The sequence below is a fragment of the Alloyangia pacifica genome (assembly GCF_003111685.1).
Taxonomy (GTDB): Bacteria; Pseudomonadota; Alphaproteobacteria; order Rhodobacterales; family Rhodobacteraceae; genus Salipiger; species Salipiger pacificus_A.
The window spans coordinates 2,084,633-2,098,837 of record NZ_CP022189.1; the positions used below are offsets into that span (position 1 = coordinate 2,084,633).

Genomic DNA, 14,205 nt, shown 5'->3' on the forward strand with positions numbered 1-14,205 from the left:
CCCTCAGGCACTGCGCTCCGCTGCGTCACCCAGCAGCGAGGGTTCGCGCCGGGCCGGGCAGGCCGCGCGGGCGCAGATGCGGCAGGTGACGCCGACGAGCTCTGTTTCTTCGCCGCCGCGCGCCGCCCCTTCGGGGGTGAACATCATGTGCGCCTCGAAGATCGGGTCACGGTTGGCCTGAGGCGCGCTGGCGGGCTGCGCCACGGCAAAGGCGCGCACCGCTCCGCCCTGCCGCCCGGCAAACTGCACCCGGCGCGAAAGCACTGTCATCGGACGGCTGAGCGCGGGAAAAAGCGGCCAGAGCGGGCAATCGGCGCCGAAGCGCGGGATCGGGAATTCCGGCAAGGGCTTGCGGAAGGTCAGCGCCCCCGAGGCGTCGCAGATCGCCAGCCCGACCGGTCCGCAGGCCGCATCTGCCGGCAGCGCGGCGAGCCGTCGCATGGCGCGGGCGGCATCGCAGCCGAAGCGCCGCAGCAGCGCCAGAGGGTCTGCGCCCCCGGCCGAGACTGCCTCGAGCACCTGCGGCAGCGGCAGCGCCGCCGCGTCCTCGGCGTAGGTGCGCAGCGCGCGGCGCAGCAGCACCCGGGCGCTGTCCGACATATCCTCCTCCAGCTCCTCCGCCGCCGCCTCGGGCGCCTGCCCCCCCTCGAGCCCGGGGAAATGATAGCCCTGCGCCTCGAAGAGCGCGGTCACCTCCTCTTGCGGGGTGCCGCTTTCGCTGGCCGCCTTGACCTCGGCGTCGAGGTAGCTGACGAGGCTGCGGCTGCTCTCGGCAAGCCGGGCGCTGTCCTCGTGGATATTGCGGTGGAAACGGCGCTGCCATTCGGGGTCGATCGCCTCGGGCTCGTTGAGGATCGAGGCCGCCGAGCGGATCGCTGTCACGGTTGAGAGCATCTCGTGCAGCGCCTCGGCGAGTTGCGGATCGTGCGCCAGCCGGTCGCTCAGCGTCTCGACGCTGCGCTCGAGCGTTTCGATACGCACCCGGGCCTCGGCCAAAAGCCGGGCCCATCCGGGAAATCGCCCGGCGAATTCATCGACCCGATCCAATTCCGCCGTGCTGCCCCGGGTTGTGCTCGCCGCCTCGCGCAGGGAGGCAATCAGCGCCGCCTCGGCCCCCTCGGTGAGCATGGAAGGTTCGACCTTGAGGATTTCCGCCAAATCGAGCAGCAATTTGCCACCGATTCTGCGGCGGTTGTGCTCAATTAGGTTGAGATAAGAAGCCGATATTCCCGCCTGACGTGCAAGATCGGCCTGCTTGAGGCCCAATATCGTGCGTCTTTCGCGGATTCGGCTTCCTGTGAGCGTGTCGCGGGGCATGCGGTTTTCGAACCCTTTCAAGGCCTTTCTGCGGCGCAAGATAAATTAATTTACACCCTACCCTATTTCTTTGTGCATTTGTTGACAAAAAAATTGTTAACCTAAAAGCAGTTGTTGCGTGATTTTCTTTCGTGGTCCGATACTGATTTTGCACGGAGACGTGCTTTGCGCCCTCGGGAAGAGGAGCCCGGCGGCGCAAATATCGAAACGGGAGGAAATCAATGTCCAAATCGACTCTGACACGCCGCGGCGTGCTGAGAACGGGTGCCGTTGCGGGAGCCGGCGTCGCTCTGCCGACGATCTTCACAAGCTCGTCCGCATCCGCCTTCACCAACGAACCCACCGGCGGCACCGTGACCCTCGGCTTCAACGTGCCGCAGACCGGCCCTTACGCCGATGAGGGCGCCGACGAGCTGCGGGCCTTCGAACTGGCGGTCGAGCACCTCAACGGTGGCGGCGACGGCGGTATGATGAACACCTTCAGCTCGAAGACGCTGGATGGGGCCGGCATCCTCGGCAAGAAGGTCGAATATGTCACCGGCGACACCCAGACCAAGTCAGACGCCGCCCGCGCCAGCGCCAAGTCGATGATCGAGAAGGACGGCGCGGTGATGATCTCGGGCGGCTCGTCCTCGGGCGTCGCCGTGGCCGTGCAGGGCCTCTGCCAGGAGGCCGGCGTGATCTTCATGGCAGGCCTCACCCACTCCAACGACACCACCGGCAAGGACAAGAAGGCAAACGGCTTCCGCCACTTCTTCAACGCCTACATGTCCGCCGCCGCGCTCGCGCCGGTGCTCGAGAAGATGTACGGCACGGACCGCAAGGCCTATCACCTGACCGCCGACTACACCTGGGGCTGGACCCAGCAGGAGTCGATCCAGGCCGCCACCGAGGCGATGGGCTGGGAGACCGTCAACAACGTGCTGACGCCGCTCGCCCAGACCGACTTCTCGTCCTATATCGCGCCGGTGCTGAACTCGGGCGCCGACGTGCTGGTGCTCAACCACTACGGTGGGAACATGGTGAACTCGCTCACCAACGCCGTGCAGTTCGGCCTGCGCGACAAGCAGGTCAACGGCAAGAACTTCGAGATCGTCGTGCCGCTCTACTCGCGCCTGATGGCGCGCGGCGCCGGCGAGAACGTCAAGGGCATCTTCGGCTCGACCAACTGGCACTGGTCGCTGCAGGACGAGGGTTCGAAAGCCTTCGTGAAGAGCTTCGGCACCAAGTACGGCTTCCCGCCGAGCCAGGCCGCGCACACCTGCTACGTGCAGACCCTGCTCTACGCCGACGCCGTGCAGCGTGCGGGCTCGTTCAACCCATGCGAAGTGGGCGCCGCGCTCGAGGGCTTCGAGTTCGACGGCCTGGGCAATGGCCCGACGCTCTACCGCGCCGACGATCACCAGTGCTTCAAGGACGTGCTGGTGGTGCGCGGCAAGGAGAACCCGGAATCCGAGTTCGACCTTCTGGAAGTGGTCGAGGTCACGCCGCGGGCGCAGGTGGAATATGCCCCGGATCACCCGATGTTCGCCGGCGGCAACCTCGGGTCCTGCAACCCGGGCGCGTGAGCCCTTCATCGACGCCGGCCAGGTTGCGTTTGCCTGGCCGCATCCAAGCGTTCCCGGCCCCGTGCCGGGAACGTCTGCACTTCCTTTGACCTGAAGGCCGGGACATGGACGCAATTATTCTTCAAATCCTGAACGGGCTCGACAAGGGCTCGGCCTATGCGCTTATCGCGCTGGGGCTCACGCTCATCTTCGGCACGCTCGGGGTGGTCAACTTCGCCCATGGCGCGCTGTTCATGATCGGCGCCTTCTGCGCCGTCACCTTGAGCCGCATCCTGACCCTGTCGCACCAGGTGGTCGACGAGAGCCGCACCGACTTTCTCGGCAACCCGCTGAAGGTCGACGTGCCCTATGTCAACGACTGGTTCGGCGAGGCCGCGGGCGCCACGATCATCGACTGGGCGGTGCCGCTGGCCATCATCTTCTCGATCCCCGTGATGATCGCCATTGGCGTGATCATGGAGCGCGGGCTGATCAAGCATTTCTACCGCCGCCCCCACGCCGACCAGATCCTGGTGACCTTCGGCCTTGCCATCGTGCTGCAGGAGATCATCAAGTATTTCTACGGCGCGAACCCGATCCCGACGCCCGCGCCCGACGTCTTCCGCGGCTCCTTCGATTTCGGCGTGCTGCTGGGCTTCGATCCCAACGCGATCATCTACCCCTACTGGCGCCTCGTCTACTTCGCCTTCGCCGCGCTGATCATCGGCGGGGTCTTCGCCTTCTTGCAGTTCACCACCTTCGGCATGGTTGTCCGCGCCGGCATGGCCGACCGCGAGACCGTGGGGCTGCTCGGCATCAACATCGACCGCCGCTTCACCATCATGTTCGGTCTCGCCGCCGCGGTGGCAGGGCTTGCCGGTGTGATGTACGCGCCGATCAACTCACCCAACTACCACATGGGGATGGATTTCCTTGTCCTCAGCTTCGTCGTGGTGGTCGTCGGCGGCATGGGCTCGCTGCCCGGCGCGGTGCTGGCGGGCTTCGTGCTCGGCGTGCTCGAGAGCTTCGCGTCGATGAACGAGATCAAGTCGATCCTGCCCGGCATCGACCAGATCATCATCTACCTCGTCGCCATCATCATTCTGCTGACCCGTCCGCGCGGCCTTATGGGCCGCAAGGGCGTGATGGAGGACTAAGACCATGTTAGGACTTGGAAAAAAAGACACCGCCGTCTTCGTGGTCGTGATCATCCTGGCGCTCTGCGCGCCGTTCATCCTCAACCCCTTTCCCACCGGCAGCTCGCTGGCGCAGTTCAACGCGGGCTATCCCGACCTGATGCAGCGCTTCGTGATCTTCGGCATCTTCGCCATCGGCTTCAACCTGCTGTTCGGCCTTACAGGCTACCTGAGCTTCGGCCACGCGGCGTTTCTTGGGGCCGGCAGCTACGCCGCGGTGTGGATGTTCAAGCTGCTGAGCATGAACGTCATCCCGGCGATCCTGCTGTCGATGATCGTGGCCGGGCTCTTTGCCGTGGTGATCGGCTACGTCAGCCTACGCCGCTCGGGCATCTACTTCTCGATCCTGACGCTGGCCTTCGCGCAGATGAGCTACAACCTCGCCTACTCGGTGCTCACCCCGATCACCAACGGCGAGACCGGGCTGCAGATCACCCTCGACGATCCGCGCATCCTCGGGGCCTCGGCGACCGCCGACGGCGGCATCCCGGTGACCAACCTCTTCGGGCTGGAGATGCGCCATTTCACCACCGTCGACATCGGCGCCTGGAGCTTCAACTTCTCGGTCGGCTACTACCTTTGCGCCGCGATCATGATCCTGGCCTTCTACGTGTCGGTGCGCATCTTCCGCTCGCCCTTCGGCATGATGCTGCGGGCGATCAAGTCGAACCAGCAGCGGCTCTATTACACCGGCCTCAACGCCCGCCCCTACACGCTCGCCGTCTTCGTGATCTCGGGCATGTACGCGGGTCTCGCCGGCGGGCTGCTGGCCTCGATGGACCCGCTGGCTGGCCCCGAGCGGATGCAGTGGACGGCTTCGGGCGAGGTGGTGCTGATGACCATCCTCGGCGGCGCGGGCACGCTGATCGGTCCGGTGCTCGGCGCGGGCTTCATCAAGTACTTCGAGAACATCTTCTCGAAGATCAACGACGGGGTGCTGCACGGCTGGTTCGCCTTCCTGCCCGACGGGCTGGAGAATTTTGTCGTGACGGTCATCCACCCCTTCGTCGGCAAGGGCTGGCACCTGACGCTGGGGCTGATGTTCATGCTTGTCGTGATCTTCCTGCCCGGCGGGCTGGTGGAAGGCGGTCAGCGCATCGCGAAGGCACTGCGGCGCGGCAAGTCCGAAGACAACGGCGCGGCCAGCAAGGCCAGCCATGAACCCGCGGAATGAGGAGGCGCAGATGGGCATTCTTGAAGTGAAAGACGTCAACAAGCGCTTCGGCGGCCTCAAGGCGCTGTCCGAGGTCAATCTCAGCGTCGCGGAAAACACCGTGCATGCGATCATCGGCCCCAACGGGGCGGGCAAGTCGACCCTGCTCAACTGCCTCGTTGGCAAGCTGATCCCCGACACCGGGTCGGTGATGTTCGACGGGCAGTCGGTGCTTGGCCGCAAGCCCTTCGAGATCAACCAGATGGGAATTTCCCGGGTCTTCCAGACCCCCGAGATCTTCGGCGACCTGACGGTGATAGAGAACATGATGATCCCGCTTTTCGCCCGGCGGGACGGGGCCTACCGGCTGCATGCCTTCCGTTCGGTCGACAGCGAAGCCGAGCTGCGCAGCCGCGCCGAGGCGATGCTGGAAGACGTGAAGATGCTCGACAAGCGGCACATGCATTCGGCCTCCATGTCGCGCGGCGACAAGCGGCGGCTCGAGATGGCCATGTGTCTGGTGCAGGAGCCGCGCCTTTTGCTGCTCGACGAGCCCACCGCCGGCATGGCCCGCGCCGACACCAACAACACGATCGACCTGCTCAAGGAGATCAAGGAGAAGCGCGACATCACCATGGCGATCATCGAGCACGACATGCACGTGGTCTTCAGCCTTGCTGACCGGATCACCGTGCTCGCGCAGGGCACGCCACTGGTCGAAGACAGCCCCGAGAACATCAAGGGCCACCCCAAGGTGCGCGAAGCCTACCTCGGCGAAGCGGCGTAAGGAGAGAACCAGATGAACGTCAGACCGGATTTTTCCAAGAACGCCAACATGGCCGAAACGGCCCCGGCTTTCCTGTCGGTGTGGGACATGCATTCCTATTACGGCGAGAGCTACATCGTGCAGGGCATCAACTTCAACGTGCACGAGGGCGAGATCGTCGCCCTGCTCGGCCGCAATGGCGCGGGCAAGACCACCACTTTGCGCTCCATCGCCCGGCTGAACGCGCCGCAGGTCCAGCGCGGCGAGATCTGGCTCGACCACAAGCCGCTGCACAGGATGAGCTCCTACGAGGCGGCGACTGTGGGGCTCGGCCTCGTGCCTGAAGACCGGCGCATCATCCCGGGCCTGACGGTCGAGGAAAACTTGCAACTGGCGCAGATCGCCCCGCCCATCGGCTGGTCGCTGGAGCGACTCTACGAGCTCTTCCCGCGCCTCGGCGAGCGCCGCAAGCAGGAGGGGGTGACCCTGTCGGGCGGCGAACAGCAGATGCTGGCCATCGCCCGGGCGCTGGCGCGCGACATCAAGGTGCTGCTGCTCGACGAGCCCTACGAAGGGCTCGCACCGGTGATCGTCGACGAGATCGAGAAGACCCTGCGGCACATCAAGGAACAGGGGATGACCACCATCCTCGTCGAGCAGAACGCGGTGCGCGCGCTGCAGCTGGCGGACCGGGCGATCATCCTCGACACCGGCTCCATCGTCTTTGACGGCACCGCCGCCGAAGTGCTCGGGAACGAAGAGCTGCGCGCGGAATACCTGGCGATCTGAGCGCCGACCGAACACCTCGGTGGGGTGGGGACCCCCAACCGAGGGCGCGCGCGGGACGTCGTGGGGAACGGCCCGCGCGCAAGTATGCACCCCTCCCCGGCAAGCGCGCAGCTGGGAACCCTGCGCGCGCCCTTAAGCGATTTTGCGACGATGCCCCCTTGCATTCGCCGCCCCGGACCGCATCCTGCGGGGCAAAACAGGAGGAGACACCATGACGCACCCGCCCGTCCTTCACGCCCCGTCCGCGGATTTCGTGGCCAAGGCCCATATTGATGCCGCGCGCTATGACGAGATGTACGCGCGCTCGATCTCGGACCCGGAAGGCTTCTGGGGCGAGCAGGCGCAGCGGCTCGACTGGATGGCCCGTCCGACGAAGATCAAGGACAGCAGCTTCGACTTCGGCAACGTCTCGATCAAGTGGTTCGAGGACGGCGTGCTGAACGTCGCCTACAACTGCATCGACCGCCACCTGCCCGCCCGCGCCGAGCAGACCGCGATCATCTTCGAGCCGGATAGCCCCGAGGATCCCGCCCAGCACATCACCTATGCCGAGCTCTACGACAAGGTGAACCGCATGGCCAACGTGCTGCTCTCGCAGGGCGTCATGCGCGGCGACCGGGTGGTCATCTACCTGCCGATGATCCCCGAGGCGGCCTATGCCATGCTCGCCTGCGCCCGCATCGGCGCGATCCATTCCATCGTCTTCGCCGGCTTCTCGCCCGACGCGCTGGCCAACCGCATCAACGATTGCGGCGCCAAGATCGTCATCACCGCCGACACCGCCCCGCGTGGCGGCCGCCGCACCGCGCTCAAGTCCAACACCGACGCCGCTCTGCTGCACTGCTCGGACAAGGTGCGCTGCCTCGTGGTCAAGCACACCGGCGACCAGACCAGCTGGATCGACGGCCGCGATGTCGACGTGAAAGCGCTGATGGAAACCGCCGCGCCGGATTGCCCGCCGCGGCCGATGAATGCCGAAGACCCCCTGTTCATCCTCTATACCTCGGGCTCGACCGGCAAGCCCAAGGGGGTTGTACATTCGAGTGGTGGATATTTGCTTTACGCCGCCCTCACCCACGAGGTGGTCTTCGACTACCACGAGGGCGACGTCTACTGGTGCACCGCCGACGTCGGCTGGGTCACCGGCCACAGCTACATCGTCTACGGCCCGCTGGCCAACGGCGCCACCACGCTGATGTTCGAGGGCGTGCCGACCTGGCCCGACGCCAGCCGCTTCTGGCAGGTCTGCGAGAAGCACAAGGTGAACCAGTTCTACACCGCCCCCACCGCGATCCGCGCGCTGATGGGCCAGGGCGACAGCTTTGTCGACGGCTGCGATCTGTCGTCGCTGAAGCTGCTCGGCACCGTCGGCGAGCCGATCAACCCCGAGGCCTGGACCTGGTACAACGACAAGATCGGCAAGGGAAATTGCCCGATCGTCGACACCTGGTGGCAGACCGAGACCGGCGGCCACCTGATGACCCCGCTGCCCGGCGCCCATGCCACCAAGCCGGGCGCGGCGATGAAGCCCTTCTTCGGCATCGTGCCGGTGGTGCTCGAGCCGACCTCGGGCGTCGAGATCTCCGAGCGGCCGACCGAGGGCGTGCTGGCGATCAAGGACAGCTGGCCGGGGCAGATGCGCACCGTCTGGGGCGATCACGAGCGCTTCGAGCAGACCTATTTCCAGCAGTACAAGGGCTATTACTTCTCGGGCGACGGCTGCCGCGCCGACGAGGACGGCGACTACTGGATCACCGGCCGGGTCGATGACGTGATCAACGTCTCGGGCCATCGCATGGGCACCGCCGAGGTCGAAAGCGCCCTCGTCGCCCATGCCAAGGTCGCCGAGGCCGCGGTCGTCGGCTACCCGCACAGCGTCAAGGGCCAGGGCATCTACTGCTACGTGACGCTGATGAACGGCATCGAGCCCTCGGAGGAGCTGAAGAAGGAGCTGCGCAGCTGGGTGCGGACGGAAATCGGCCCGATCGCCAGCCCCGATCTCATCCAATGGGCCCCCGGCCTGCCGAAGACCCGCTCGGGCAAGATCATGCGCCGCATCCTGCGCAAGATCGCCGAGAACGACTACGGCGCCCTCGGCGACACCTCCACCCTCGCCGACCCCTCGGTCGTCGACGACCTCATCGAGAACCGCGCGAACAAGGCGTAGCGCCCCTTTGCCGCCGAACCGAGGGGCCCCTCAGGGGGCCCTTTGTCGTCTCTGGACGGTCAGCTGCGGTTAACCAGTTTACCGAAAACTAGGAAGAATTCGCGACATCCTGATGCCCGGGCACTCGCCTTGTGCTAATCTCGATCCCGTGGGGCCGATAGCAGACGGAGCATTTCGATGCAGTTGACAGGTGTTCCCCAAGTGGTGGCACCTCTGGCCACCGGGCACCCCCTCGGCTTGCCCGGCGCCCCGGTCAGGACGGCCGAGGAGACCAAGGTGCAACCGGTCAAAGAGCAGTCCACGACCGACACGGATCATGGCGCCGACCATGGGACCGACGGCCAGCCGCCCACCGGCTTCTGGCGCAGCCTTACCGGTCTGCCGGACCCGGCCAATCACGTGGCCCCGCCCTCGATCATGCAGATCCGCATCTCGGCCCTGCTCGAAGAGCAGGCCGAAGCGCTGCTGAAGGAACTGCGCGACAAGGCCATCGCCCGTATCGCGGTCGAAAGCCCGCCTCCCGCACAGACGGAACCGACTGCTCCGCTGCCGCAAGACGAGGGGCCCGGGCAGATCGCCGGCGCCGATCCCGGTGCAGACCCAACCATCCGGGCCGCCACAGCCGGGCCCGGCGGCGGGCAACCGGCCCCGGAGCAGGCGGAGTCCTCTTTGGCCCCCGCCGGGGCCGAAACGGCGCTCTCGCAGGGTACCTCCCCTGCGGCCCCGACCGAGGCGCCCGATCCGTCTTCCCGCGGCATTGAAGCTGGCGAGGAATTGCCGGTCTCCCGCCGGGACGCGCGCCGCACGACCCCGGTCGCCGCACCGACCCCACACGCCTACGGCAGTGATTCGGCCCCCTTCGGGCGGCAGGCGGAGGCCCTGGACACGGGCTGAGCGCCGCTGCCGGACCTCCGCAAGCCCCTGCAAGCGCTCGCCATCCCGGTTTTCAGGCCCGGTCGCGGGCCAAAACCCCGCGCTTCCTGCCCCGCTCTCGCCGGTTTTCCCGCACCGCCTCGCTTTTCATGCGCCAAAGCTTGTCTTATAAGCGCGAAATCATCAGGCCCTGCACAGACCGGGCCCAGCATAACACCGGCGAGGACCGCATGAGCAAAGACAACCACGAAGCCGACGTGGCCTTCATCAAGGCACTGGCTGAACTGCTCCGTGAAAACGACCTGACCGAACTGCAGGTCAAGCGTGAATACGGCGAAGAAGACAGCCTCAATGTCCGCGTGAGCCGCGTGCAGCCGCAGGCCCCGGTGACCGCCACCGTCGCGGCCGCACCCGCCGCACCCGCCGCCGCGCCGGCGCCCGCAGCCGCCCCCGCAGCAGAGCTGCCCGAGGATCCCGCCGCGCACCCCGGCGCCGTCACCTCGCCGATGGTCGGCACCGTCTACATGCAGCCCGAGCCCGGCGCCCCGTCGTTCATCTCGGTCGGCGCGCAGGTAAAGGAAGGCGACACCCTGGTCATCGTCGAGGCGATGAAGACGATGAACCACATCCCCGCCCCGCGCGCGGGCACGGTCAAGCGCATCCTCGTCGAGGATGGCGCCCCGGTCGAATACGGCGCCCCGCTGGTCATCCTCGAGTAAGAGGCAGACATGTTCGACAAAATCCTCATCGCGAACCGTGGCGAGATCGCGCTCCGCGTGATCCGCGCCTGCCGCGAGATGGGCATCGCCTCGGTGGCGGTCCACTCGACGGCGGACGCCGACGCCATGCACGTGCGGATGGCCGACGAGACGATCTGCATCGGCCCCGCACCCTCGTCGGAAAGCTACCTGTCGCCGGCCGCCATCATCTCGGCCTGCGAAGTCACCGGCGCCCAGGCGATCCACCCGGGCTACGGCTTCCTGTCGGAAAACGCGCGCTTCGTGCAGATGGTCGAGGACCACGGCCTCACCTTCATCGGCCCGACCGCCGAGCACATCCGCGTCATGGGTGACAAGATCACCGCCAAGGACACGATGAAGGCGCTCGGCGTGCCTTGCGTGCCCGGCTCGGATGGCGGCGTGCCCGACCTCGAGACCGCCAAGCAGGTCGGCCGCGACATCGGCTACCCGGTGATCATCAAGGCCACCGCCGGCGGCGGCGGACGCGGCATGAAAGTTGCGGCCTCCGAGGCCGAGATGGAGCGTGCCTTTCAGACCGCCCGTGCAGAAGGCAAGGCCGCCTTCGGCAACGACGAGGTCTACATCGAGAAGTACCTGCAGCGCCCGCGCCACATCGAGATCCAGGTCTTCGGCGACGGCAAGGGCAAGGCGGTGCACCTCGGCGAGCGCGACTGCTCGTTGCAGCGCCGCCACCAGAAGGTGTTTGAAGAGGCCCCCGGCCCCTGCATCACCCCCGAGGAGCGCGCGCGCATCGGCAAGACCTGCGCCGATGCCGTGGCCAAGATCAACTACACCGGCGCGGGCACCATCGAGTTCCTCTACGAGGACGGCGAGTTCTACTTCATCGAGATGAACACCCGCCTGCAGGTGGAACACCCGGTGACCGAGGCGATCTTCGGCGTCGACCTTGTCCGCGAGCAGATCCGCGTGGCTTCGGGCATGGACCTGTCCTTCGGTCAGGACGAGCTCGAGATCAACGGCCATGCGATCGAGGTGCGGATCAACGCCGAGCGTCTGCCGACCTTCGCGCCCTGCCCCGGCAAGATCACCCAGTACCATGCGCCGGGCGGCCTTGGCGTGCGGATGGACAGCGCGCTCTATCAGGGCTACTCGATCCCGCCCTATTACGACAGCCTGATCGGCAAGCTGATCGTGCACGGGCGCGACCGGAACGAGGCGCTGTCGCGGCTCGACCGTGCGCTTGGCGAGCTCATCGTCGATGGCGTCGACACCACGCTGCCGCTCTTCTCCGCGCTGCTGCAGGAGAAAGACATCCTGACCGGCAACTACTCGATCCACTGGCTCGAGAAATGGCTGGCCAGCAAGCTCGCCGACGCCTGACCCGCGCGTGAGCAGATCGCAGCAATCCATGTGTGCGGCCCCTTCCCGATCCCGGGGAGGGGCCGCATGACTCTGAGCCCCGAGCTTCTACTGCAGGCCTATCGCGCCGGCGTCTTCCCCATGGCCGAGCACCGCGACGATCCAGAGCTCTTCTGGGTCGACCCGCGCCGCCGAGGTGTCATCCCGATGAACGGCTTTCGCATCTCGCGCAGCCTCGCGCGGCGGCTGCGCCGACAGGATTACGAGGTGACTTTCGATCGAGATTTCGAGGGGGTGATCGACGCCTGCGCCGACAGGCGCGAGACATGGATCAACTCCGAAATCCGTGCGCTCTTCACCGCGCTCCATCACCGCGGCCATGCCCATTCGATCGAGGTCTGGATGCAGGACGAGCTGGTCGGCGGGGTCTATGGCCTCGAAGTGGGCGGCGCTTTCTGCGGCGAGTCGATGTTCTCCCGTCGCCGTGATGGCTCGAAGATCGCGCTGGCCTGGCTGATCGACCTGCTGAAACGCGCGGGCTTCATACTCTTCGACACGCAATTCCTGACCGAACACCTCGCCAGCTTGGGGGCGATCGAGATCCCTCGCCAGCAGTACCGCGCGCAGCTCGCGACGGCGCTCCTGGTGACGCCTGATCTTGCTGGCACGCCGCTGGCGAGCTCAGGTCAGGAGGTGGTGCAGCGCAGCACCCAGACGTCGTAGCGCTGGTGATCCATCGGGTTGAGCGCCGGAGACGAGGCGATCATCCAGCCGCGGAACACCGCGTCCGGGGTGCCCGCCTCGCGGATGGTCAGGAAGGCAAAGGCATCGCCTGCCCGGTTGCCCTCGGGGTAGCGGCACTCCTGCAGCGCGATCTCGATGCGGCCAAAGGCGACACTGGCGCCCGACGCCACCTCGAGGTCGGTCACCCGCCCGGTCAGCTTGTCGAGCCCGCGCAGCACCGCGCCCGAGCCCGTTTCGGTGGCGTCCTGTGCCCCGACCGCGGTCGCGGCCAGCATCAGCAGCCCTGCCAGAGCGCGTTTCATTCGCTTCCTCCCGCGACGTATTTCAGCAGCAGGGAGATCAGGCTGACAGAGCCCTGCGTGTCCAGCACCTCGTCGCCCGCGCCATAATAGAAGGGCGAGCCCCCGGGGCTGATCTCGACGAAGTTGCCGCCCAGAAGCCCCTCGGAGGAGATGACAATCGAGCTGTCGTCGGGCAGCTGCACATCGTCCTGGACCATCAACGTCATATCGGCGCGATAGGTTTCAGGGTTGAGGCGGATTTCGCTGACAGAACCGACCTTTACCCCCGCAAGCCGCACGTCGCTGCCCACGCTGATGCCCTCGAGCGAGCGGAAGCTGGCGTCGAGCGCATACCCCCTGTCGCCGCCGATGGCGAAGCCAGTGGCGCTGACCGCATAAGCCGCGAAAGCGATGGCGCCCGCCAGCACCAGCCCGCCGACGGTCACCTCTGTGGCAGTGTGCGACATGGGATTATTCCGGGCTCTTATTCAGGGCTCCACGCCTCGTAGTCGCGGCGCGGGGCGGGCTCGGGGCGGCGGATCGAGCCCTTGGGCGCATAGGCCAGGGCGGTGCCCGTCAGGTTCTCGACATGCGGCTTTTCCCAGGCCTTATGCGGCAGCGGGCGCTCGGTCGGCGGCGCATCGAACGTGTGGTGCAGCCAGCCGTGCCACTGCGGGCCGACCCGGGTGGCTTCCGCCTCGCCGTTGTACATGACCCAGCGGCGCGTGCCGTCCTTGGTCTGGTAGAAGACGTTCCCCTGCTCGTCCTCGCCGACGCGCTGGCCCTTGCGGGACGTGTAGAGCTGGGTGTTCAGCGTCGCCCCGTTCCACCAGGTAACGGCCCGCAGCAACGTATTGAGAATGCCCATGGACGACTCCTCGCTTGATCCTGTCCCGTGTATGACCAAATCCGCCGCCGAGGTCCAGCGGCGACGGTGCGCCTTCGGCCTCAGGCGGGGGCGAGTGTGGTCAATTCGATTTCTATCCGGAATTTCGGGTCGATCAGCGCGGTCTCGAGCATCGTCGCGACCGGCGGATTGTCTCCGAAGGTCTCGCGCAGCAGCGGCCAGCAGGCTTCGAACTCGGCGGCGTCGGGCAGGTAGTAGGTCACCCGCACCGCGTCGGCGAAGCTCGCCCCGGCCTCTGCCAGCGCCTTCTCGATGGTGGCCAGCGCCGAGCGGCACTGTTCGACCACCGTCTCGCCCTGCCCCACCGTGCCCGCGACATGCACAAAGCCGCCCGCCACGACGGCGCGGCAATAACCGATCTTCGCCTCGAATTCGCCGCCCGAGGAAATGCGTTTGAGGGTCATG

The 14,205-nt window shown here is 66.4% G+C and carries 15 protein-coding genes; 10 read left to right on the top strand and 5 right to left on the bottom strand.

Annotated elements, in window-relative coordinates:
- Nucleotides 1–3: 3 nt before the first annotated feature.
- Nucleotides 4–1,317 carry a helix-turn-helix domain-containing protein gene (locus CEW88_RS10010; RefSeq protein ID WP_108967724.1) on the bottom strand — a complete coding sequence of 438 codons (1,314 nt, stop codon included), beginning with the start codon at nt 1,315–1,317 and terminating at the stop codon, nt 4–6.
- Between the two features lie 221 nt (nt 1,318–1,538).
- Between CEW88_RS10010 and CEW88_RS10015 the strand changes: the two genes are divergently transcribed.
- The 10 genes from CEW88_RS10015 (at nt 1,539) to aat (ending at nt 12,591) form a co-directional block, all read left to right on the top strand.
- Complete coding sequence (locus CEW88_RS10015; RefSeq protein ID WP_108966415.1) at nt 1,539–2,885, top strand: substrate-binding protein; 1,347 nt, start codon at nt 1,539–1,541, stop codon at nt 2,883–2,885.
- A gap of 104 nt (nt 2,886–2,989) precedes the next feature.
- Nucleotides 2,990–4,021: a branched-chain amino acid ABC transporter permease gene (locus tag CEW88_RS10020; RefSeq protein WP_108966418.1), complete on the top strand. Its 1,032-nt coding sequence runs from the start codon at nt 2,990–2,992 to the stop codon at nt 4,019–4,021.
- Between the two features lie 4 nt (nt 4,022–4,025).
- The gene (locus CEW88_RS10025; protein ID WP_108966420.1) at nt 4,026–5,234 is read left to right on the top strand and encodes a branched-chain amino acid ABC transporter permease; all 1,209 of its coding nucleotides are present in this window, start codon (nt 4,026–4,028) and stop codon (nt 5,232–5,234) included.
- A gap of 10 nt (nt 5,235–5,244) precedes the next feature.
- Nucleotides 5,245–6,000: an ABC transporter ATP-binding protein gene (locus CEW88_RS10030; protein WP_108967728.1), complete on the top strand. Its 756-nt coding sequence runs from the start codon at nt 5,245–5,247 to the stop codon at nt 5,998–6,000.
- A gap of 12 nt (nt 6,001–6,012) precedes the next feature.
- Nucleotides 6,013–6,768: an ABC transporter ATP-binding protein gene (locus CEW88_RS10035; protein WP_108966422.1), complete on the top strand. Its 756-nt coding sequence runs from the start codon at nt 6,013–6,015 to the stop codon at nt 6,766–6,768.
- A 211-nt stretch (nt 6,769–6,979) separates the two neighbouring features.
- A complete protein-coding gene (gene acs, locus CEW88_RS10040) occupies nt 6,980–8,935 on the top strand; it encodes an acetate--CoA ligase (protein ID WP_108966424.1) in 1,956 nt (651 codons plus the stop codon).
- A 177-nt stretch (nt 8,936–9,112) separates the two neighbouring features.
- Nucleotides 9,113–9,829: a hypothetical protein gene (locus CEW88_RS10045; protein ID WP_159099588.1), complete on the top strand. Its 717-nt coding sequence runs from the start codon at nt 9,113–9,115 to the stop codon at nt 9,827–9,829.
- A 209-nt stretch (nt 9,830–10,038) separates the two neighbouring features.
- Nucleotides 10,039–10,527: an acetyl-CoA carboxylase biotin carboxyl carrier protein gene (gene accB, locus CEW88_RS10050; RefSeq protein WP_108966428.1), complete on the top strand. Its 489-nt coding sequence runs from the start codon at nt 10,039–10,041 to the stop codon at nt 10,525–10,527.
- A gap of 9 nt (nt 10,528–10,536) precedes the next feature.
- Complete coding sequence (accC, locus tag CEW88_RS10055) at nt 10,537–11,889, top strand: acetyl-CoA carboxylase biotin carboxylase subunit (protein ID WP_108966430.1); 1,353 nt, start codon at nt 10,537–10,539, stop codon at nt 11,887–11,889.
- Nucleotides 11,890–11,955: 66 nt separating this feature from the next.
- A complete protein-coding gene (gene aat / locus CEW88_RS10060; protein WP_108966432.1) occupies nt 11,956–12,591 on the top strand; it encodes a leucyl/phenylalanyl-tRNA--protein transferase in 636 nt (211 codons plus the stop codon).
- Here aat and CEW88_RS10065 read toward each other — a convergent pair.
- The 4 genes from CEW88_RS10065 to CEW88_RS10080 form a co-directional block, all read right to left on the bottom strand.
- Nucleotides 12,555–12,914: a DUF2155 domain-containing protein gene (locus tag CEW88_RS10065; RefSeq protein ID WP_108966433.1), complete on the bottom strand. Its 360-nt coding sequence runs from the start codon at nt 12,912–12,914 to the stop codon at nt 12,555–12,557. The genes aat and CEW88_RS10065 overlap by 37 nt on opposite strands.
- Nucleotides 12,911–13,360, bottom strand: coding sequence for an outer membrane lipid asymmetry maintenance protein MlaD (gene mlaD, locus CEW88_RS10070; protein ID WP_108966436.1), 450 nt, complete (start codon nt 13,358–13,360; stop codon nt 12,911–12,913). Before mlaD ends, CEW88_RS10065 begins: the two co-directional genes overlap by 4 nt.
- A gap of 17 nt (nt 13,361–13,377) precedes the next feature.
- On the bottom strand, nt 13,378–13,761 hold the full coding sequence (locus CEW88_RS10075) for an NADH:ubiquinone oxidoreductase subunit NDUFA12 (RefSeq protein WP_108966438.1): 384 nt from the start codon (nt 13,759–13,761) through the stop codon (nt 13,378–13,380).
- Between the two features lie 80 nt (nt 13,762–13,841).
- Complete coding sequence (locus CEW88_RS10080; protein WP_108966440.1) at nt 13,842–14,204, bottom strand: RidA family protein; 363 nt, start codon at nt 14,202–14,204, stop codon at nt 13,842–13,844.
- Between the last annotated feature and the right edge of the window lies 1 nt (nt 14,205).